This window comes from Kribbella soli, assembly GCF_004331345.1.
GTDB lineage: Bacteria > Actinomycetota > Actinomycetes > Propionibacteriales > Kribbellaceae > Kribbella > Kribbella soli.
The window spans coordinates 225,343-246,956 of the sequence record NZ_SJJZ01000002.1; the positions used below are offsets into that span (position 1 = coordinate 225,343).

At 67.7% G+C, this 21,614-nt stretch carries 17 protein-coding genes; 9 read left to right on the plus strand and 8 right to left on the minus strand.

Features of this window, described 5'->3' with window-relative positions:
* Nucleotides 1–159: 159 nt before the first annotated feature.
* A complete protein-coding gene (locus E0H45_RS15245; protein WP_131337997.1) occupies nt 160–525 on the minus strand; it encodes a PH domain-containing protein in 366 nt (121 codons plus the stop codon).
* A gap of 88 nt (nt 526–613) precedes the next feature.
* On the opposite strand from E0H45_RS15245, the gene E0H45_RS15250 reads away from it, so the two are divergent.
* The gene (locus E0H45_RS15250) at nt 614–1,264 is read left to right on the plus strand and encodes an HAD family hydrolase (protein WP_238155017.1); all 651 of its coding nucleotides are present in this window, start codon (nt 614–616) and stop codon (nt 1,262–1,264) included.
* On the opposite strand, the gene E0H45_RS15255 is transcribed toward E0H45_RS15250, so the two are convergent.
* Nucleotides 1,248–3,179 carry an MGH1-like glycoside hydrolase domain-containing protein gene (locus E0H45_RS15255; RefSeq protein WP_131337999.1) on the minus strand — a complete coding sequence of 644 codons (1,932 nt, stop codon included), beginning with the start codon at nt 3,177–3,179 and terminating at the stop codon, nt 1,248–1,250. The two genes, E0H45_RS15250 and E0H45_RS15255, sit on opposite strands and share 17 nt — an antisense overlap.
* Before the next feature lie 270 nt (nt 3,180–3,449).
* On the opposite strand from E0H45_RS15255, the gene E0H45_RS15260 reads away from it, so the two are divergent.
* The 6 genes from E0H45_RS15260 to E0H45_RS15285 all read left to right on the plus strand — a co-directional run bounded on the left by E0H45_RS15260 (nt 3,450) and on the right by E0H45_RS15285 (nt 12,294).
* A complete protein-coding gene (locus tag E0H45_RS15260; RefSeq protein WP_131338000.1) occupies nt 3,450–4,532 on the plus strand; it encodes a LacI family DNA-binding transcriptional regulator in 1,083 nt (360 codons plus the stop codon).
* A gap of 114 nt (nt 4,533–4,646) precedes the next feature.
* On the plus strand, nt 4,647–7,754 hold the full coding sequence (locus E0H45_RS15265) for an endo-1,4-beta-xylanase (protein WP_238155018.1): 3,108 nt from the start codon (nt 4,647–4,649) through the stop codon (nt 7,752–7,754).
* 18 nt (nt 7,755–7,772) lie between these two features.
* Nucleotides 7,773–9,239 (plus strand): extracellular solute-binding protein, encoded by a 1,467-nt coding sequence (locus E0H45_RS15270; protein WP_165546481.1) that lies wholly within the window; start codon nt 7,773–7,775, stop codon nt 9,237–9,239.
* 5 nt (nt 9,240–9,244) lie between these two features.
* Entirely contained in the window at nt 9,245–10,231 is a 987-nt protein-coding gene (locus E0H45_RS15275) for a carbohydrate ABC transporter permease (protein WP_238155019.1), read from the plus strand.
* Nucleotides 10,228–11,058: a carbohydrate ABC transporter permease gene (locus E0H45_RS15280; protein WP_131338002.1), complete on the plus strand. Its 831-nt coding sequence runs from the start codon at nt 10,228–10,230 to the stop codon at nt 11,056–11,058. Before E0H45_RS15275 ends, E0H45_RS15280 begins: the two co-directional genes overlap by 4 nt.
* A gap of 9 nt (nt 11,059–11,067) precedes the next feature.
* Nucleotides 11,068–12,294, plus strand: coding sequence for a Gfo/Idh/MocA family protein (locus E0H45_RS15285; RefSeq protein ID WP_131338003.1), 1,227 nt, complete (start codon nt 11,068–11,070; stop codon nt 12,292–12,294).
* A gap of 32 nt (nt 12,295–12,326) precedes the next feature.
* Here the strand turns inward: E0H45_RS15285 and E0H45_RS15290 are convergent, their stop codons facing one another.
* On the minus strand, nt 12,327–13,649 hold the full coding sequence (locus E0H45_RS15290; RefSeq protein WP_131338004.1) for a C15 family peptidase: 1,323 nt from the start codon (nt 13,647–13,649) through the stop codon (nt 12,327–12,329).
* A 223-nt stretch (nt 13,650–13,872) separates the two neighbouring features.
* On the opposite strand from E0H45_RS15290, the gene E0H45_RS15295 reads away from it, so the two are divergent.
* Together E0H45_RS15295 and E0H45_RS15300 are read left to right on the plus strand one after the other, a co-directional pair.
* Nucleotides 13,873–14,487 carry a carbonic anhydrase gene (locus E0H45_RS15295; protein ID WP_238155020.1) on the plus strand — a complete coding sequence of 205 codons (615 nt, stop codon included), beginning with the start codon at nt 13,873–13,875 and terminating at the stop codon, nt 14,485–14,487.
* Nucleotides 14,488–14,561: 74 nt separating this feature from the next.
* Nucleotides 14,562–15,167, plus strand: a complete 606-nt coding sequence (locus E0H45_RS15300; protein ID WP_131338006.1) for a HEAT repeat domain-containing protein — start codon at nt 14,562–14,564, stop codon at nt 15,165–15,167.
* A 50-nt stretch (nt 15,168–15,217) separates the two neighbouring features.
* Here E0H45_RS15300 and E0H45_RS15305 read toward each other — a convergent pair whose 3' ends face one another.
* Genes E0H45_RS15305 through E0H45_RS15325 form a run of 5 tightly spaced genes read right to left on the minus strand, consistent with a single transcriptional unit; the run spans nt 15,218 to nt 21,521 of the window.
* The gene (locus tag E0H45_RS15305; RefSeq protein ID WP_131338007.1) at nt 15,218–15,715 is read right to left on the minus strand and encodes a beta-class carbonic anhydrase; all 498 of its coding nucleotides are present in this window, start codon (nt 15,713–15,715) and stop codon (nt 15,218–15,220) included.
* Nucleotides 15,712–16,650, minus strand: a complete 939-nt coding sequence (locus E0H45_RS15310; protein WP_131338008.1) for a sucrase ferredoxin — start codon at nt 16,648–16,650, stop codon at nt 15,712–15,714. Before E0H45_RS15310 ends, E0H45_RS15305 begins: the two co-directional genes overlap by 4 nt.
* A 46-nt stretch (nt 16,651–16,696) precedes the next feature.
* On the minus strand, nt 16,697–18,358 hold the full coding sequence (locus E0H45_RS15315) for an MFS transporter (RefSeq protein ID WP_238155021.1): 1,662 nt from the start codon (nt 18,356–18,358) through the stop codon (nt 16,697–16,699).
* Nucleotides 18,359–18,363: 5 nt separating this feature from the next.
* The gene (locus E0H45_RS15320) at nt 18,364–19,068 is read right to left on the minus strand and encodes an LppX_LprAFG lipoprotein (protein ID WP_131338010.1); all 705 of its coding nucleotides are present in this window, start codon (nt 19,066–19,068) and stop codon (nt 18,364–18,366) included.
* Nucleotides 19,069–19,073: 5 nt separating this feature from the next.
* The gene (locus E0H45_RS15325) at nt 19,074–21,521 is read right to left on the minus strand and encodes a DNA gyrase/topoisomerase IV subunit A (RefSeq protein WP_131338011.1); all 2,448 of its coding nucleotides are present in this window, start codon (nt 21,519–21,521) and stop codon (nt 19,074–19,076) included.
* Nucleotides 21,522–21,614 lie beyond the last annotated feature (93 nt).

Below are 21,614 nucleotides of genomic sequence, written 5' to 3' on the forward strand. Positions count from 1 at the left end.
GCCGCGACTGTGGTGATGGGTAGGACTAGCGCACGCACAACGAACGTCCAGCCCATCACAATTGCCAACAGCTCGGGGCGCGCACGCCTGTGCGCGCCGACTGCGGTCGATTGTGATGGCCTGGACGTCCGCTCGCTCTGCGGCGGGAACGGTTGTCGGCTACCGCATGATGTTCCACAGCACGATGTTGTGCGCGTGGGCGGCCTTCTCGTCCCCACGGAACTGGACCTCGTACGTCGTGCCGCTCACGTGCACCGCGATTGTGCTCGTGGACGCGAACTTCCCGAACATGGACTTGTCCGATACGTAGGACACCGACTGGATCTTGCTGTACGGAATGCTCGTCAATGCGGTCTTCTTGCCGACGAACGAGTTGTCCTGCACGATCACCCGGAGGTTGGTGAGACCGATGAACCCGGTGCCGACACCGAGTCCGTCGTACACGGCGACGATGCTCTCGCCGGTGAGCAAGCCGGCAGCGATCTTGTCGAACTGCTCCTGCTTGTCGAACACAGGCTGATTCATGGAGGCCTCTCTTGGAAGATGCGCACCCCTACGCAACGTGACGAGGGTAGTTGATGGCGGAGCGGGTGGCGTGTGTGAGGGTGGGGGCGTGGAGCGGAGACCTCGGCTGGCTTGTTTTGATCTGGATAACACGCTGATCGATCGGGACGGGGCGTTTCTGAAGTGGGGTCGGTGGTGGGCGGACTCGAATGGGCTGGGGGAGTCCGCGGTCGAGTGGTTGGTTGCTCATGACAACGGTGGGTTCAGGCCGCGGGCGGAGCTGTTCGAGCTGGCCCGGGCGCGGTTCGGGCTCGCTGCTTCGGTGGATGAGCTGGTGGCGTCGTACGACGAGGAGCATCCGTTGTTCGCCTGGGTCGAGCAGCCTGTGCTCGACGGACTGGTCGACCTGCGCGCGGCCGGCTGGCGCATCGCGGTGGTGACGAACGGCCGCACCGTCCAGCAGAACCTGAAACTCGAGTACACCCAGATCGCCGACGCCATCGACTACGCCTGTGTCTCCGAGACAGTCGGCGTCCGCAAACCCGACCGACGAATCTTCGAACTAGCCGCATCCCAAACCGGCACAACCCTCGACGACGGCTGGATGGTGGGCGATCACCCCTCCCACGACATCGCCGGCGGCATCGCAGCAGGCCTCCACACGATCCAGATCGGAAGCCGCCACGTGCCCGACGCCCCAGTCGCGGACCATCAGTTCGACTCGGTAGTGAAGGCGTTCCCGGTCATCTTGGCGGGATGACCTGGCCCGGTGCGACCTCGCGGCCGTCGACGGTGATCGTCGTACGACGGGACTCGATGGCCACCTCGATCGCGTGGCCGCGGTAGCTGAGGTTGCTGAGCCTGACGTTGCCTGGGGCAACTGGGCTTGGGGTGATAGTCAGGGAGCCGTCGGGGTGGGGATGGATGCCGAGGAGGCCGGTGAGGAGAGATTCTGCTCCCGTTAGACCGGCGATGATGTTGATGCGGCGGCCGGTGGCGGGTGCGCCGGGTTTGTCGGAGTAGTGGTCCTGAGGGAAGTACGGGTAGTGCTCGCCCATCCAGAGCAGGCGGCGTAGTACGTCCCAGGCGCGGTCGGGCTCGCCTTGTTCCCAGAGGGTGAGTGCGAGTTGCGGTGCCTCGCCGGTGTAGGCGCCGGCCCCGGACCAGTCGATGTCAGCCGTCTCGTAGTGCAGTGGATCCTCGGCGCTGACACTGCTGACGCCGTACTCGCCGAGGAACGCGCCCGGACGCAGGTGGCTGATCAGTGCTGCGGCGACGTCGAGTGGGCAGGCGCCGGCGCGAAGTACGTCGTACGCCTGGATCGAGTACGCGAGCTCCGTGTGGCCGTCCGGGTAGCGGCTGCGGAACCAACCAGCGTCGGCGTCCCACAGTTGCCGGATGACCTCGGTGCGGATCTGTTGTGCGGAATCCCGGAGCTCGGTGGTCGGCAGTGCGGCGCCGGAGAGGTCGGACAGGTCGGCGAGGGTGTCGAGGGCCCAGGCACGTTCGGCGTTGGGGCTCGCGACCACGTGCTCCCATCCGGTACTTCGCATCTCGAGCAGATTGCTCTGATCGCCATAGTCCCGCAGTACGCCGGTCTGGTCGTCCGGCTGGAATCGCTTGTCGAGCGCGATCACTACGTCGTACAGCCGTGACACCAGCGTGGGATCGAGTGGACGTTCCGCGGCGGCGGCGCGGGCGAGGGAAACGAGAGACCAGCCGCTGTACGCGTAGGCGACGCCGAGGCCGGTGCCGTCTGGCGCGATCGCGTAGCGGTCGGTGAGGTCGGCGTCGAGGAACGACTCGATGGTGTCGACCAAGCTGTCGCCGAGCATCAGGCTGAGGAGGTTGGGTGCGTAGCCGCCGGTGTCCCACGCGTACGCGCAGAGCGCGCCACCGTCGAGGCCGGAGGTCGCGATGAACGGTTGGGTGACGAAGTCCGGGTGATCCCAGAAGCAGACCAGACCGCTGGCCAGCGAACGCCGGTAGTACTGCTCGAGGCCTGGGATGTCAGAGGTGAGCACCGGGAGCCGCCCGAGCACATCGGCCAAGGGGCCTGTCTGGGTGTCGGGTGGTGGCGTTTGTCCGCTGGGGCCTACTGTCAGGGTGAAGGTGATCTTGCCGTGGGGTGGGAGGGTGGCGGTCAGATCGCTGTGGTGGAAGGGGATTTCGTCGTCCGTGCCGGGGCCGGGTGGGACCCAGCCCCATTCGGAGAGCGGTACCCGGTGGGTCTTGGTGGGGGCGAGGTCGGGCTGGATCGACACCTCGTGCGTGTTGTTGGAGCGATTGGTCAGTGTCAGCGTGAGCTCGTAGCCGGCCGCGCCCGGAACGACCGTGGACTCGACGGCGAGCGACGTCAGCCGACCGTCGGCGTACTGGTGGTACGTGCCGTGGCGGACCAGGCGGTCCGGCCGCCACGTGCCGCAGGCCGGAAGCAGTCCGCGATCCCCGGCACCGGGTCGCGCTGCGTCGACGACCCGGCGGCCGTCGACCTCGAACGAGATCGTCAGCCGGCTGTCGGGCGCGGCCAGTGGGGGAGCGAACCAGGCGCCCACGCCGCACACGGTGTTCGCGAGCTGCGTGACGGTTCCGGTCGCGCTGCGCACCCAGAGCTCGGCGGGCGGCGCCGCGCGGCGGAGGTCGAAGGAGAAGTCGTCGAGCGAGTACGGCGGCATGGGCGGCCTTCCTGATCTGCCGACAGCACGAGCCGCCCGCAGCCGAGTGCGCCGGGGCGGGCGTGGTGGACCGGTCCGGGCAGGTGATCCCGGCCTGCGTAGGACCGGTCCAACACGGTGAGGCGATCGTGGCACGAGGACGTCGTACGGCGCAATCCCCTGGCGGGAAACCGTTTTCGGGCGAGGTGTTGACGGGGTTGCGGGCCGCTGTTACGTTCCGGTGCACAAGCTCGTTGGACCAGTCCAACGGATCCTCAGGGAGGTGGCCGGATGGCGAAGCTGACGATTCGTGACATCGCCGCGCTGTCCGGTGTCTCGAAGTCGACGGTCTCCTTGGTGCTGAACAACAGCCCGAAGGTGGACCCGGCGACGCGGCGGCACGTGCTCGCGGTGATGCGCCGGAACCGGTACGTCCCGAGCTTCGCGGCGACCGCTCTGGCCAAGGGCAGCACGCGGCTGATCGGGATGGTCGTGCCGGGCCTGTCCTGGCACATGGTTGCCTCGATCAACATCGGCGTGGCCGCGGTGACCGAGCGCAGCGGGTTCGACATCATCCTGTACACCGCGACCAACGACCGGGACTACGGTTCACTGATCGACCGCATCCTCACGTCGAGCATGGTGTCCGGCCTACTCGTGGTCAGCCACGAGCAGCCGCTGGAACCGCTCGTCCAGCTGCACTCCGACGGCCTGCCGGTCGTTCTCGTGAACACCATCGACGCCGATGTCGCGCTGCCGTCGGTCACCGCCGACAACTACGACGGCGCGCTGACGGCCATGGACCACCTGCTCCAGCTGGGACACGAGCGCATCGCCTGTGTCCAGGGACGGATGGTCTACCGGTGCTGCCAGGACCGCTACCGCGGTTACCTGGACGCGCTCCGGTCGGCCGGCATCCAGCCCGATCCCGAGCTCACCAAACCCGGTGACTTCCTGCCCGAGCAGATCCGCGCCCGTTCGCGGGAGCTGTTCGCGCTGCCCCCGGACCAGCGGCCGACCGCCGTGTTCGCGCACTCGGACGTGACGGCGTACGCCGTGATGACCGCCGCGGCCGAGGCCGGACTGCGGGTCCCGGAGGACGTCTCGGTGATCGGTTTCGACGACATCGAGTCGGCGGCCCAGATCCGGCCGCCGCTGACCACCATCCAGCAGCCGTTCGTCGACATGGGCAAGCGCGCCGCCGAGATGCTGCTCGAGGCGATCGGCCCTGCAGACGACGTACCCGAAGAAGAGCCGGCAGACGAGCGGCCACGGCTCGTGATGCCGACCAGCTTGATCGTCCGGGCGAGTTGCGGGCCGGTGCCCGTGACCCGATCCCCGCGCGGACGTTCGCAGACGACCTCCAAGGCCTGATCCGTACCGGATCGAGGTCCCGCCCGACCGCCCGATCGCAGCAGTCCCCGTTCAGGACCCCGGCGTACCGCCGGTGGGTCCGCGCTGCTGTGCGCCCTCTGGAAGGAACGTCCAGTGATCAGAAAACTGGCCACCGGGGTGACCGTCGCTCTGGTCGCGGCCGTCGCAGTGGTCGCGGTCCAGCCCGCTGCGCGCGCCGACGCCGCCCCCGTCGAAGTCCTCCCGACCGATGCCGTCGCCAACTTCACCGAGTTCAAGAGCCTCCCGGCCGACGCGACCCAGCAGGTCCCGATCACCGGCAACCCCAACTTCACCAAGGCCCTCCAGATCGCCGTTCCGAACGGGCCGCAGAGTCCCGGTCTCGACGGCGAGTACGAGATCACGCTCGGCGTACCGGCCGCAGCGACCGTGACCGAAGGCGATGCGCTCGTCGCCACGCTCTGGGCACGGTCGATCTCGCCGTCGGCCGGCAACGCCCACGTGGTGTTCGAGACCGACGGGTCGCCGTACAAGAAGTCGCTCAACGCCGCGCTGCGGTACGGCACCGAATGGCAGAAGTTCCAGTTCCCGTTCCGCGCCACCACGACGTACACGGCCGGGACCACGACCGCGGCGCATCTGAACCTCTGGCTCGGGTACGGCGCGCAGACGTTCCAGATCGCCGGCGTCTCCGTGCAGAACTGGGGCCCCGGTACGCCGGCCGGCTACCCGCAGGTGACGTACGACGGCCGGGACGCGAACGCGGCCTGGCGTACGGCGGCCAACGCGCGGATCGACCAGTACCGGAAGGGGAATCTCGCGGTCTCGGTCGTCGACCCGGCCGGCAACCCGGTCAGCGGGGCGACTGTTTCCGCCGTGCAGCAGACCAGCGCTTTCAAGTTCGGCGCTGCGTCGGACGGGTCGCGGCTGATCGGTGATCCGTCCAGCGGGATCAGTGCGGCAGACCTCGCGCAGTACCAGAGCAAGGCCTCGACGATCTTCAATCAAGGGGCCCTGGGCAACAACCTGAAGTGGAACCACTGGGAGAACCCGACCGAACGCGACACGATCACGCTCCCCGCGATGCAGTGGATGCGCGAACGCGGGCTCCGGATCCGCGGTCACAACCTGGTGTGGCCGTCGTGGGGATACCTGCCACCCGACCTGAGTACGCTGCAGAACGACCCGGCCGCGTTGCGGACCCGTGTCAACAACCACGTCCTGGACGAGGCCGGCGCGCTGGCCGGGATCGTCGACGAGTGGGACGTGGTGAACGAGCCGTACTCGGAGCACAGCCTGCAGGACATCCTCGGGCCGAACGAGATCGCGTCCTGGTTCCAGCTCGCGCACCAGGCGGACCCGAACGCGAAGCTCGCCCTCAACGACTACGGCCTGGTCGAGAACAACGGCTGGGAGACACGTCACCGCGACCACGTGTACGGCATCGTGCAGTCGCTCAAGGCCGCCGGCGCACCGATCGACCTCGTCGGCTTCGAGAGCCACTTCAACGGGGTGCAGCTGACATCACCCGACGACCTGCTGTCGATCGTGGACCAGTTCGCCGGGCTCGGTGTGAAGGTCGCGATCACGGAGTTCGACGTGGACACCGACGACCTGCAGCTGCAGGCGGACTACACCCGCGACTTCATGACCGCGATGTTCTCGAACCCGAACGTGAACCAGATCAGCAACTTCGGCCTCTGGACGAAGAACATCTACAACCCCCGGGTCGCGCTCTACAACGACGATTGGTCGCCCAAGCCGAACGCACTCGTGTGGGAGGACCTGATCACTCGCCAGTGGCACACGAGCGCGAGCGGTCAGACGAGCGCGGCCGGAACGTACGGAACGCGCGGTTTCCTCGGTGACTACCTGGTGACAGTCACCGTGAACGGCGTGTCCAAACAGGTCAAGGTCGCGATGCCGACCACGGCCGGAGCGTCGGTCAAGGTGACCGCCGACGGCATCGCCACCACCGTGCGCACGGATCAGCCGAACCCGATCGGCGACGGCGACTTCGAGAGTGGCACCCGCGGCTGGACGCCACTCGGCACCGGCCCTGCGACCGCGACGAACGCACACAGCGGTCACACCGCCTTGTCGCTGAGCCCGGGCTCCGGCGTCACACAGAACCTGACTGGCATCACCCCGGGCACGAGCTACCTGCTGTCGGGCTGGGGGAGGCTGAACGGCGGCGGCACCCAGTGCTACGTCGGCGTGCGTGGGGGTGCGACCGCAGGTACGCCGACCTTCCAATACGTCCTGTCGTATGCCGACGAGCGCGCCTACACACAGAAGCTGGCCGCCTTCACGCCACCGACAGGGACGAAGTGGGTCCAGGCGTTCGCCTGGTCGAACCCCGGTACGACCTCGACCGAGTGCACCCTCGACGACCTCGCCATCACACCCACGGACGGCACGCCACCTCCGGCCCAGGGTCCGCCGACGACAGCGCCTTACCTGCCGACGCCTTCGGTGCTCGCCAACGGGTCGTTGGAGAACCAGTCGAACACCACGGGCTGGTACTGCCTGGGGACGTGCACGTTGAAGAACGCGTCGACGACTCCACAGGCCGGCAGTGGTGATCTCTCGGTGACTGCCAGGGCGGCCGCGTGGGCCGGTCCGGCGCAGGGTGTGTCGGTGGTGAACGGCGGTCTGTACGACTCGTCGGCATGGGTGCGCCTGGCCAGTGGTTCGGACACCGCGATGGTGAGTCTGAAGCTCACTACCTCGACCGGGTCGACCACGGTCCGCCTCGGCACGGCTCCAGTCACAAGCACCGGGTGGACCCAACTGTCGGCCGCCAACGCCCAGGTGAGCTGGACCGGCACGCTGACCAAGGCCGAGTGGTGGGTCAGTACGACGACCGGTGCCGGCGACCTGCTCGTGGACGATGCGTCCTTCGCTCCGATGGCGAAGACCGTCACCGATCCGGGCACCGGCCCTGCGGAGACCACGTTCAACCCGGTGCAGCCGACCGCGGCCTGCATCGTCCACAACACCGGCGGCAACACGTATACGGCGTACTTCGGGTACTCCAACGCGAACAACTACTACATCCCGGTCCCCGTCGGCGCGGACAACGCGTTCAGCCCCGGACCGTCCGATCGCGGCCAGACGGTCTCGTTTCTGCCCTTTCAGCGACCGCGGCGCGTGGCGGTCACCTGGGACGGCAGCCCACTCACCTGGCGGCTCGGCGCACTGACCCAGACCGCGTCGTCGACCACGCCGGTCTGCAGCTAAGTCACTGGAGGAACACTCATGTCATCACGCATCTCACGACGGACACTGCTCCGCGGGGCGGCCGGCCTGGCCGGCGCCGGGGCACTGGCCGGCTGCTCGTCGGACGGCGACGCCAAGGGATCGAAGGCTGCGACGACCATCACGTACTGGGACTGGTACGCCAGCCAGGCCGGCTGGGTCGACAAGGAGATCAAGCTGTTCCAGGAGGCCAATCCCGGGATCGCGGTCAAGAAGACCACACAGGTCAGCGACAAGTACGCCGACCTGGTGTCGCTGGCGTACCGGAGCAGCAACGCGCCGGACATCCTGATGGTGCCGAAGAGCCCGCAGCTCAGCCAGCAGATCTCGCAGAGCTGGCTCATGCCGCTCGACAAGTGGGCGACCGACTCCTGGCAGGGACGGTTCCCGGAGAACAGTTTCGTCGAGGGCGTGGATGTCTTCAGCGGGAAGGTCTACACGGCGCCGTTCGCCGCGCCGGCTCCGTCGCTGCAGCTGTACGTCCACCACGGTGTGTTCAAGGACGCGGGGCTGACGAACGCCGACGGCAGCGTGAAGCTCCCGAAGACCTGGGACGACGTCACCAGCGCTGCGGAGGCGATCGCGTCGAAGAGCGGCGGCAAGGTTGCGCCGTTCGGATTCGGCAACTCGACGAACACGACCCTGGCCTGGTGGCTGGATCTGTTCGTCCGCGGCGCCGGTACCCCGGGTGGCGCGGCGGTCGGCGGGATCGACGGGATGGACTACCGGGTCGGCAAGTGGACGTTCGGCACGGACCGGAACTACCTGGACGTCATCAACCTGCTGCTCGAGTGGAAGAACAAGAACTGGTTCTACCCGAACTCGATGAGCATCTCCGACGAGCAGGCACGCGCCTTCTTCGAACGCGGCCGGTTCGGGATGACCGTCGGCGGTGTCTGGAACCAGCCGGAGTGGACCAAGCACAAGTTCACCGACTACAGCCTGGTCACGCTGCCGACGCCGTCGGCCGGTGATCCGAAGGCGCTGTTCTACGGCCCGCCCGGCGGGAAGTTCGTCGCGGTCAACGCGAAGACGCCGCATGCCGACGAGGCATGGGCGTGGTTCGACTGGCTGTACAGCCCCGACGCGGGGAGGCGGTGGGTCGAGCAGGGGCAGGGGCTTTCGGTGTACGCGAAGAACAACGATCCGAAGAGCGTGACCTTCGCGCCGTTCGCGCAGTACGTCGCGATGTCCGGCGCGGCCGTCGTCGGGCCGCAGCCGACGATCCGGAACCCGAAGGTGTCGGCCGTTCAGCTGCCCGGGGTGAAGCCGGACATCAACGACGTACTCGCCGGCGTCTACACCGGCCAGCTGAAGGATCCGCAGGCCGCGCTGAACGAGCTGACGGACAAGATGAACCAGGCGCTCGGCGACGCGATCACGAAGGCGCCCGGAGTCAGCGCGAAGGACTTCACGTTCGCCGACTGGGACCTGACCAAGCCCTACACCACCAAGCCGGGCGCCTGATGGTGATGACCGCCACGGTCCGCGAGGACGTCGCCCGCTCCGAGCCACCGCGCTCGGCCGGGCGGCGTCGCGCGCGCCGCCGGACCTACCTGTGGTCGTACGTGTACCTGGCACCGATGATGGTGCTCTTGCTGGTGTTCGTGGTGTACCCGATCATCGCCTCGCTCGGGTACACCTTCTACAAGTGGGACGGCATCGGCGATCCGTCCGACTTCGTGGGGCTGGACAACTTCCGCCAGATCGTCCACGACAGCATCTTCTGGCGGTCGCTCGGACACACCTTCGTGTACGCCGCGTTCGTCGTACCGATCCAGCTGGTACTGGCGTTGGCGCTGGCGCTCGTGCTGAACAACAAGAAGTTGCGGTTCGCGTCGTTCTACCGCACGTTGTTCTTCCTGCCGGTCGTCACGTCCGCCGCGGTGATCGGTGTCGTGATCCAGCTGCTCGTGTCGAACTTCGGTGACTCGATCAACTCGGTTCTGCTGAAGTTGCACATCATCCACCAGCACGTCGACTGGCTGGGGGATCCGCACTTCGCGCTCGGGATCATCATCCTGGTCGGGATCTGGCACACGTTCGGCTACAACCTCGTGTACTTCCTCGCGGGCCTGCAGACCATCCCGGAGGAGCTGTACGAAGCCGCCCGGTTGGACGGTGCGGGGCGGTTCGCGACGTTCCGGTACATCACGATCCCGATGCTGCGCGCGGTTGGCGTGGTGATCGTGATCCTCGCGGTGATCGGGACGTTTCAGATCTTCGACCTCGTCCAGGTGCTGACCAGCGGCGGGCCGTTCTTCGCCACCGAGGTCGTGAACACGTACATCTACCACCTGGCGTTCGGCGGGAGTAACGCGAACGCAGTACAACCGGACATCGGCCTCGCCTCGGCGGCGTCCTTCGTGTACGGCGTACTGCTCATCGCGTTCTCGGTCGTGCAGGTCGTCGTACTGCGCTCGCTCGCAAAGCGCCGCGGGACCGGAGGTCTGGCATGACGCGCCGCCGGGCGGTGACCGCGATGACGCATGTCGCGCTGCTGGTCAGTGGGCTCGCGTGGCTGTATCCGTTGTTCTGGGCGCTCGGGAGCTCGCTGAAGAGCGACGACGACTTCTTCACCGACGGGCTGAATCCGATGCCGTCGCACTTCCTCTGGGCGAACTACCTGAACGCCTGGCGGGAGGCCTCGTTCGGCCGGTACTTCATGAACACAATTCTGATCACCTTAGGCACGGTAGTGATCACGTTAGTAGTCACTTCCTGCGCGGGATACGTACTTGCCCGCACCCGGTTCCCGGGGCGTGGGTTCTGTCTGGGGCTGGTGTCCGCGACGCTGTTCCTGCCGCACGGGTACACGATCATCCCGGTGTTCGACCTGATGCAACGGCTGCATCTGCTGAACAGCCTGTGGTCGGTGATCATCGTCCAGGCGTCCGGGGGAGTGGTCTTCGGAACGTTCCTGTTCATGGGGTACTTCATGGCCGTCGACCGCGAGCTCGAGGACGCCGCCCAGGTCGACGGCGCAAACTTCCACCAGACGTTCGCGCGGATCATGCTGCCGCTGTCCGGCCCGATGCTGGCCACGGTCGGGCTGTTCACCGCGATCACCGCGTGGAACAGCTTCTTCATCCCGCTGGTGTTCACGCTCGGCCGGCCCGAGCTGCGCACGCTGGCGATCGGTATGTACGCGTTCATCGGCGAGAACTCGACCGAGTGGACGCTGCTCTGCGCGGGGACCGTCATCACGCTCGCGCCGATCATCCTGCTCTTCGTTCTCCTGCAGCGCTTCTTCGTCAACGGCCTGGCCGGCGCGGTCAAGCAATAGGGGGTTCACATGCCACAAGCAGTGCGAACTGCGATCGTCGGCACCGGTCACCGGGCGCAGCTCTTCACCGAGGGCCTGGCCAAGCGGGACGGGTACGACGTGGTCGCGTTGTGCGACCCGAACTCGGTGCGGATGGCGTTCCACAACCGCATGCTGCTCGCGGCAGGCCGCCGTACGGCTCACCTGTGGCCGCCGGCGCGGTACGACGAGATGTTGCGGGTGGAGCGGGTCGAGCTCGTGGTGGTGACGAGCGTCGACGCGACCCACGACCGGTACATCGAGGCCGCGCTGCGGGCTGGTGTGCGGGTGATCTGCGAGAAGCCGATCACGACCGACGCGGTGAAGGCGCAGAGCATCCTGGACACGGTCCGCGAGACGGGCGGCTCGTTGTCGGTCGCGTACAACTACCGGTTCAACCCGGTGCATCGGCGGGTGCGTCAACTGCTGGCCGACGGCGCGATCGGCACGGTGCATTCGGTGCATTTCGAGTGGATGCTCGATGTCTCGCACGGCGCGGACTACTTCCGGCGCTGGCATCGCGACAAGTCGAACTCGGGCGGTCTGATGGTGCACAAGGCCAGTCACCACTTCGATCTCGTGAACTGGTGGCTCGGTGCCGAACCGCACACGGTCTACGCGCGCGGACAGTTGGCGTTCTACGGGCCCGGCCCCGAGCACGGGTACGCGCGGGACTACGTACGAGCACACGGATCCAGCGCCGCGGACGACGATCCGTTCGCCCTGCAACTGGCCGACAACGCGACGATGCGCGACCTCTACCTGGATGCCGAGGGGGAGGACGGCTACTACCGGGACCGGAACGTGTTCGCCCCCGGGGTGTCGATCGAGGACGACATGGCGGTGCTGGTCTCGTACGACACGGGCGCCACGATGACCTACCACCTGACGGCGTACTCACCGGCCGAGGGCTACCGGGTGATGTTCAACGGATCGGGCGGACGACTCGAACTCAATGTCGAAGAGTCGACATTTACCAGCATTACCCTGCGGCCTTTGTGGTCGGAGCCGGTCGACCACACCGTCGACCATGAGCACGAGGGACACGGCGGTGCGGATCCACGGGTGCTGGCCGCCTTGCTGGACGGCGAACAGACCGAGGGTGCTGAGGTTGCCGATGCGCGGCAGGCGGCGCTCGCCTTGGTGACCGGGCTGGCCGCGAACCGTTCCTTCGAGACCGGGCTGCCGGTCCGGACGGCCGACATCCTCAAGCTGTGATCAGAATAGTGATCACATGGCCACTATTCTGATCACGAGAGGGCCGACCGCAGGATCGCATGCGCGCCGGTGACGATTGCGTCTCGGTTGGCCTCGTAGGTCGGGTCGGTGATCGCGGTCTTGTTCGCAAGGTCGAACGACAGCACCGGGACGTGCAGGTGGCCGGCCGGCATCGACGGGTCGAGCAGGTCGCGCTGCAGAGTGTTGCGGTAGGCAACTTCATTGGAGAGGTAGCCGCCCCCGGTGCCTTCGGAGGCGATCGAGCCGGCTGTAGGTCCGTCTGGCCGGCGGACCGGTGTGGTCTCGCCGGCGGGGATCTCCAGCACAGACGTGTTGACGCGGGTCCGGAACGGCGGGACCTCGGTCTGCGCCATCCGTGCGAGCGGCAGACTCGAGGTCAGCCACTCCGGGCCCGCAGGCATGCTGGGGGAGACGACCGGGGCGCTGATCGTGCCGCCGCCCCAGAGGTTGTTGTTGTCGCCGATCGAACTGACCGAACGCCGACGCCCGTTGAAGACCTCGAGATCGAAGATGCCTACGCGGCCCTGGCTCGCGGTCATCACCAGGTCCGCGTGCTGCGGCCCTGGGCGGTAGTGCGGTGCGAGAGCGTTCTCGACCATGCTCTCGTCGAAGTCGGTGTACCGGACCGGGAACATCACCGTCTGGATCTCGTACGTCGTACCGTTCACCCGCCAGCGCTGACCGTCGAGCGTCAGCGCGTTGGCGCCGGACGGGTTGCCGATCCGGATGTCCGCGTCGAGCGTGAACGGGTCGAAGCCGGTGACGAGGATCTTGCGGACGCCCGGGGTGAAGCGGGTGCTGGTGATGCCGCGGGAGGCGTACTCGAAGGCGCGGATCAGGTTGGCGCGTTCCGTCGTACCGAGGCCGAAGGCTGGTTGCCATTGGCGCAGGGCGAGGGCCATCGAGATGCGCGCCCAGTACAGGCCGCGGTCGTCTGTTGCGGGCAGGGCGTCGGTGCCGTGCGGCGCACGTTGAGCGCGTTGGGTCGCCGTACGCCAGAGGGCCTCGCCTTGTGTGCGTACGAGGGTTGCTGCGGCCTGACGGCTGGGAACCCGGCACAGGAGCTGCGTGAACAGGTCGACCTGGCGGTCGAAGCCTGAGCGGCGCAGGATCTCCGCGGGCACCGACGGGCCGCCGTTGACGCCCCGGCTGAGCCGCTGCTCCTCGACTGTGCCGACGATCGACTGGTCCAGGCAGCCGGTGACCGGTCCACCGCGGAAGGCGGGCGCGGTGGCAGGGATAGCCTGAGCGATCGGTGCGCCGGAGAGCACGGCGGTCAGCGCCAGGGCGCCGGCGACCAGGGAGCGGTGGAATGAGCTGGGGCGGAGTCTCATAAGGGGTGTCTATCAGATTTCGGGGCGGGATCCGAGAGATGCTCAGTGTTCGTGGGTACTGCAGACTGTATGCAATCTGCTACGGTCGATGAGACGGCACCGCCCCGCCGTCCGTGCGTGAGGAGACCCGCCGATGAACACCCCGTCCCGTCGTAGCATCCTCACCGCCACTCTGGCAGCAGGACTGGTCGGATGTGGGAGTCAACGGTCTGAGGAGCCGGTGGTGGGAACAGTCCCGCCGACCGGAGGTTCGGTTGCTGATGGCAAGCAGGCGCTCGAGCGGCTGCTGGCGGGTAACGCGCGGTTCGTCGTCGCGCAGGAGCAGGATCTCGACGAGGGCATCGCCCGGCGGATCGCGGTGAGCAAGGGACAGCACCCGTTCGCGACGATTCTCGGCTGCGTCGACTCCCGCGTACCGATCGAGCTCGTCTTCGACCAGGGCCTCGGCGACCTGGTCGTCGTACGCAGCGCCGGCGGAGCGCTCGACCAGTCGGTGATCGGCAGCCTGGAGTTCGGAGTCGCCGAACTCCACACCCCACTCCTGCTCGTCCTGGGCCACCAACGCTGCGGCGCCCTGGACGCCACCCTCAAGGCCCTGGACAAGCCCACCGACCACCCCGGAAAGCTCGGCTACCTCGTGGACACTCTCGCTCCAGCAGTCCGCCAGATCGCTGGCAAATCCGGCGACCGCCTGACCAACGCCGTGCACGCGAACGTCACCCACGTCCTCGCCGAACTCCGCCGGTCACCCGTCATCGCCCCACTGGAGAAGTCCGGAAACCTCCAACTCGCCGGCGCCTACTACGAACTCGACACCGGCAAGGTGACCGTCACCTGACGATAGGTTCTGGAGCTGCCTGTTCTCCCGCTCCGAAAGGCTTGTTCGTGGCCGACCTCTACCAACATCACCGGATGGTCCTGCGTGACACCGACACCGGGCCGGTGACCATCGGCGGCATGATCCACCGCGAGCCGACGGACGGCACGCTGCGCGGACGCGCCGAGCTGATCGCGACCGCCGGGCACTGGCCGCTGGTGGAGAGCAACGCCGGCGAAGCGGACGAGAGCTATCGCTGCTATCTCCTGTGGGGCGTCACGCCAGCGCTCTGGATGATGTATCTGGAGGACCGCACCACTCAGACAGCCGCCATCGAGTTCTTCGGCACCGACGGGTCGGAGGTCGCGGAGATCGTCCGGCGGGTGACCCTGATGTTCGAGCTCCGTCCGTACCAGCGGCACGAGCTGCTGGCCGATGCCGCCGGGCTCAGCGGACGCGAGAAGGGCCGGGCGGTCCTCCGCGTCGCGTTGGCGATGGGTTCCGACGACGACCCGGAGTACTTCGGCGCCATCCAGCGCGCCTCCCACGACCCCGATCCCGACATCCGGAACGCCGCTGCCTGGTCCACGCTCTACCTGTCGAACGCGGAGTCACTCGCGATGCTGGCCCGGATGGCCGCGGAGGATCCGGACCCGAACGTGCGCAAGGCAAGCGCGGAACTGCTGTCCGAGATCGGCTGACGCACGGGTCAGCCGATCTGGATCAGTCGGTGTGGGCCAGGCGAGGTGGGTCAGTCGACCTGGGTGAGGCGGCCGTTGTCCACGTCGTACATGAAGCCGCCGACGAGGATGTCGTCGCCGATCAGCGGGTGTTCGCGGACGGCGGCGACGTCGCGGCGGAGGGCTTCGAGCTGGTCGGGAATGACCGAGATCGGCAGGTAACCGGCCGGTTTCCCGGCGGCCAGTTCAACCTTCTGGCGGAGGTCGTCCTCGGACATCGCGGCCATCGCGCAGCGGGTGTGCGGGATGATCATGATCCGCCGGACGCCGAGCAGCTGGACGCCGAGGACGAGGCCGGTGAGTGTGATCTCGGTGACCCGTCCACCGGCGGAACGCAGGACCTTCGCGTCGCCGGGCTTGAGACCGAGCATCTCCAGCGGCGGGATCCGCGAGTCCATGCAGGTGACCACGCCGATCCCGGCATGGGCGATCCCGTCGAACCCGCCGTAGTGGAAGTCGGCGGCGTAGTCAGCGTTGGCGGCCAGCAGGTCGTCGAACCCGCCGCTCATCGCACTGGACCTGACACTGGGGTACCGGCTTGCAGAATCGACATGGCGAACGGTTCCTTTCCGCAGGAGTCCGGACGGGGTGGATCGGCTGGTGCGCTGGTCACCGGCACGATCCAGGACCGCCCGTCGACATGCTGGACAGTGACAGTGTCAGCGCCTTCGCTGACGACCAGCAACGAATCCAGTGACAGATCTCCGATCAATGAGCGTACGGCGACCTCGGCGGCCTGACCGCGCTTGGTCCAGGTGGAACGGCCGCGCAGCCCGGTCAGTACTGTTTCGCCCCGGTCGGCCGCGGCGAGTACGTCGACAGCGGTGTCGACCGTGAGATGCCCGTGCATGGTGCCGGCCGGCAGGTACGTCGCGGTCGGGGCGAACCGGTGTCCGCCGAGGTGATTGGCCTCCCACACCCGACCCGGGACCCGCTCTGCGAGCCCGGACACCAGCGGCCGTCCGAGTACGGCGCAGCACTCGTCGCGCTTCCCGTTGGTACAGACCAGCACGATCGGCTCGTCGAGAGGCGTCAACGCTGGCAGCGACGTAATGGCAGCCGCGCGGTCGCCGCGGGCCACAGCGCCGAGATCGAGAGTGTTCAGCTCGGAAGGATCCACGACCCGGCCGCCGAGCAGCCACGAATTGCCCGGCCGCGTCGAGGCCACGAAAACCTGATGCGACCGCTCGACCGTGTCCGCGTGCCGTCCGGGGGAGCGGATCAGGCCGAACCGTACGTCGACCTTCTTGCACTCGTCGTCGAAAAACCCACCGAATCCGGGGTCGAGATGACTCTGTGTCGGTGCCTTGGCACCCCACGGACCGGGCTGCTCGACCACGACCCATCCGGTCGCAACCACCGCCGTACCGGGCAACGGCTCCTGCAGCACCCGACAGAACGTCGAGCACAGGCCGGCGGCAGGAGCAGGGGTCCCAGGTGTCACAGCATCACGGTACGCGACCTGAGACGGCTGTCCCTCATGATGATCATCATGTGTGCGGTGCGCCACGCCGGCCGAGCAGCAGGACGCCCAGGACCGCGGCCAGGAACGCGCACACCGCGGCCCCGGCGAAGATTGCGTGAACTTGTGAAACGGCCGCGTCGCGGAGCGCGTCCACGAACGGGCGGCAGTTGCCGGGGGAGGTCGGGCAGAGCTCGTTGGGCGATTTGATGCCGTCGGCAATCGCGTAGTACCGGCGGAGGCCGATCGCGGTCAGTGCCGAGACGCCGACGAGCATGCCGACCATCCGCGCGACCACGACGAGCGCGCTCACCAGGCCGTGGCTGTCGGCGGGTGTCGCGCCGAGCATCGCGGTGTTCAACGGCGCCAGCGCCAGTCCGAATCCGAAGCCGCAGACGAGCAGTACGACGGTCGCCGGCCAGTGGTCCAGCGCCGTACGGCTCCAGAACGCCATCACCACGAACATCGCTCCGGACAACCCGAGCCCGGCGCCGGTGATCAACCCGAGCCCGTGCCGCCGCGTCAGCCATCCGCCGACGACCGCACCGACCGGCAGAGCGATCAGGAACCGCAGCAGCACCAACGCTGCTGCTAGCTGCCCACCGCCCTGCGTCGTGCGAGCAAACACCGGTACGTCGACCAGGGCTGCGATCAGCGCGCATCCGATCAGAAAACTGACCACCAACGAACCCCACGCCGGGCGACCACCCAACAGACCACGAGGCACGATCGCGGCCGCCGTACGACGCTGCCACAGCGCGAATGCGACGGCGAAGACAGCGGCCGCGACGAGCAGCCACGGCCCGGCCGGCGACATCAGTTCGCGCTCGGGATCTGCCGTCGCGAAAGCGAGCACGACGCCAGCCAGTGCGAGCGCGAGCAGCAGCGCGCCGACGAGGTCTACTCGTGAGAGCACCGCCGCCAGGTGGCCGCGAGTCTGCCGGAGCACGAGGCCGAGCCACGCAAGCGCCAGTACGAGCGTGACGAGCCCGATCGGCGTGAGCAGCCGGGACGTTCCGGTGATGGGCACGAAGGGCAGTCCGAGTGTCACCCCGGACGCGAGTCGATCCGGTGCTGTCAGCGTCAGGCCTAGAGCGATGCAGGCGAGCAGTCCGACGGCGTCCGAGATCCGTGGCCGCCGGCGACCGCGGAGCAGCAGCGCGAGGACGACGGCGACGACCAGGTTGAGCCAGAAGATGTACCGCCAGTCAGCCACCGCGAGTACGGCGGCACCCAGCAGCGGACCCAGTACGGAGCCCAGTTCCTGCACCGCCCCGACCACACCCAACGGCAACCCACGCCGCTCCGACGGCCACAGGTCCGCGACCAACGCCAGGGTCGCGGGCACCAGCCCACCGCCGCCAACCCCTTGAAGAAACCGACCGGTTACCACCAGCGGCAGGTCGTAGGCGCCGGCCGTGATCAGCGACCCGACCGCGAACAGCAACAGCGCCCCGACAAGTACCGGCGTACGCCCGACAACATCCGCGATCCGCCCGATCAACGGCAGTACGGCGATGTATCCGAGCAGGAACCCGGAGATGATCGGCGCCGCCCGCTGCAGCTCGTCCGCAGACAGCCCGACCCCGGCCATCATGTCCGGCAACGCCAGCACCACGACGTACGTATCCGCCGCCGCAAACGCAACAGCGATCGAGGCCAGCGTCAGCTGGGTCCTCGGGTTGTTCACCGAGCTCACGGCTTCGTGATTTCGATCTTCTCGCCGTATTTGTCCAGGGTGACGTCGTAGCTGCTGGTGGCGCCGGCGTAGAACGGGCCGGTGATGGTCGCCGAGATCAGCTGTTTGCTGCTCTTGTCGATCTTGAAGGTGCTCGGGAAGTCCTGGTCGGCCGGGGCCTTCGGGAAGATGCCCTGGAGCGTCTTGCCCTCGACGGAGCCGGTGACCTCGGTGAGGACCTTGGCGCCCTCGCGGGTCTCGCCCTTCACCTTGGCGTCCTTGAGCGTCGGCAGGACGGCGGTCAGGCCCTTCGCCGGATCGAGCAGGATCGCCGGGTCGGGGGCGCCGAGCCCGGCCAGTTGCGTTGGCGTGAGCTCGATGTAGCTGGGGGAGAACGACACCTTGGCGTAGACCTTGCTCCCGACCGCCACCACGTCGGCGTCGATCGGCGAACCGGACGACCGCACGGTCAGCTTGCCCTTGAACGCGGGCGCGTGTGTCGCGACGCCGTCACCGCTGGCGAGCGTCTGCGCGTTGTCCGGCAGGTCACGCCCGGTCAGCACGATGTGCACGCTGGCGGCCTCGTCGATGGTCTTCTTGACGTCGGTCAGCAGCGCGACCGCGTCGCCACCGGACTGACCTCCGCCGCCGGACTCCTTCTTGTCGCTGCAGCCCGCCACCGCAAATACCACGACCGCGCACAGCGCGAGCACTCTCTTCACAGAGGTCAGCCTGCCAGATCGGGAGCGCATGCAGCGATGGGCTGAGCAACCGGTACGCCGGAGCCGTCGCGCCGCACGTCGACAGGCGGAAGCTCGACCGGTGCGCCGCTGTTCGCGCTGGCCTTCACCGGCGCCGTGCCGATGTACCCGAGCAGCAGGCCGTCCTCGCCCTTCAGCAGCCGCTGGCAACGCACACCGCCGGTCCCGCGGCCCTTGCCCGGGTACTCGCTGAACGGCGTCACCTTCACCGCACCGACCTCGGTCCCCGGCAGCGCGGACGACGAGCCCGCGATGGTCACGACCTGCGACTCGCGTCCGGTGTCCACGGCGCCGAAGAAGACCGCCTTGGCCTTCGCAGCGAGCCGTACGCCGGCCATACCGCCCGCGGTCCGCCCCTGCGGCCGCACGGCCGACGCGGGGAAGTGCAGCAGTTGCGCGTCGGACGTGATGAAGCACAACTCCTCGTCACCCGTGGTCAGCTCGACCGCGCCGATGACCTCGTCGCCCTCCTTCAGGCCGATGATCTCCCACGAGTCCCGGTTGCTGAGGTGATCCGGTACGACGCGCTTCACGACGCCACCCGTCGTACCGAGGGCGACACCGACCGAGTCCGGATCCATCGTGGTCAGCGCAAGCGCCTTCTCACCCGAGTCCAGCGACACGAACTCCGCGATCGGCGCGCCACCCTGCAGGTTCGGCGCGCTCGCGGTGGTCGGTACGGCGGGAAGGTCGAGCGACTCGAGCCGGATCAACCGGCCCGCGCTGGTGATCAGGCCGTACTGCCCGCGGGCGGTGCTCTTCACCGCGGACACGATCGCGTCGTGCTTCGCGCGCGAGTCGCTGGGACCGAACGGCTCCACACCGTTCGTCCGCGCGAGCAGCCCCGTCGAGCTCATCAGGATCCAGCACGGGTCGTCGCTGACCTCGAGCGGCACGGCGGCCGTCTTGGTCGCGCCGGACGACTCCAGCAGCACGGTCCGCCGCGGCGTCCCGTACGTCTTCGCGACCTCGGCGAGCTCGTCGGACACCGTCTTGCGGAGCAGTGCGGTGTCCTCGATGATCGCGGTCAGCGCCTCGATCTCGCGCTCCAGCTCGCCCTTCTCGGTCTCCAGCTCGAGCTTCGAGTACTTCGTCAGCCGGCGCAGCGGCATGTCCAGGATGTAGTTCGCCTGGATCTCGGACAGGTCGTAGATCTCGATCAGCCGGCCCCGCGCCTCGGCCGAGTCGTCGCTGCTCCGGATCACCTGGATGACCTCGTCGATGTCCAGGATCGCGATCAGCAGGCCGTCGACGATGTGCAGCCGGTCCTGGGCCTTCTTCCGGCGGAACTCGCTGCGCCGGCGCGTCACGTCGTACCGGTGGGCGAGGTAGACCTCGAGCAGTTCCTTCAGGCCGAGGGTGCGCGGCTGTCCCTCGACCAGGCAGACGTTGTTGACGTGGAACGCGTCCTCGAGCGGGGTCATCTTGTAGAGCTGCTCGAGCAGCGCCTCGGGGACGAAGCCGTTCTTGACCTCGATGACCAGCTGCGTGCCGTGGGCGCGGTCGGTGAGGTCCTTGACGTCCGCGATGCCCTGGAGCTTCTTGCTCTGCACCAGGGTCTTGATCTTCTCGATCACCTTCTCCGGGCCGACGGAGTACGGCAGTTCGGTGACCACGATGCCCTTGCGGCGCGGGGTGACGTTCTCGACGCGGGCGGTGGCGCGCATCTTGAAGCTGCCGCGGCCGGTCGCGTACGCGTCCTTGATGCCTTCCAGGCCGACGATCTTGCCACCGGTCGGCAGGTCCGGTCCGGGGATGAACCGCATCAGGTCGTCGAGGTCCGCGCCCGGCGTCTTGATCAGGTGCCGGAGCGCCTGGATCACCTCGACCAGGTTGTGCGGGGCCATGTTGGTGGCCATGCCGACCGCGATGCCGGCGGCGCCGTTGACCAGCAGGTTCGGGAAGGCGGCCGGCAGGACGTACGGCTCGGTCTCCCGGCCGTCGTAGTTCGGCTTGAAGTCGACGACGTTCTCGTCCAGGCCGGTCGTCATCGCCATCGACGGCGGCGCCATCCGGCACTCGGTGTAGCGCATGGCCGCCGGACCATCGTCCAGAGATCCGAAGTTTCCGTGGCCGTCGATCAGCGGCACCCGCATCGACCACGGCTGCGCGGTCCGGACCAGGGCGTCGTAGATCGCGCCGTCGCCGTGCGGGTGGTACTTACCCATGACCTCACCGACGACGCGGGCCGACTTCACATGGCCGCGGTCGGGGCGGATGTTGTTCTCCGCCATCGAGAACAGGATCCGCCGCTGGACCGGTTTCAGCCCGTCCCGGGCGTCGGGCAGCGCCCGGGCGTAGATCACCGAGTAGGCGTACTCCAGGTAGCTGGTACGCATCTCGTCGGAGACGTCGACGTCGAGGATGCGCTCCTCGAAGTCCTCGGGTTCGGCGGTGCTGGTACGGCGTGCCATGCGGGTCTACGAACTCCTCGATCAAGCGGTACGCGCGCCGCGACGGTCCGGCGCCGCACCCATTGTCCCTGGTGAACGGCGATTCTCCCGGCC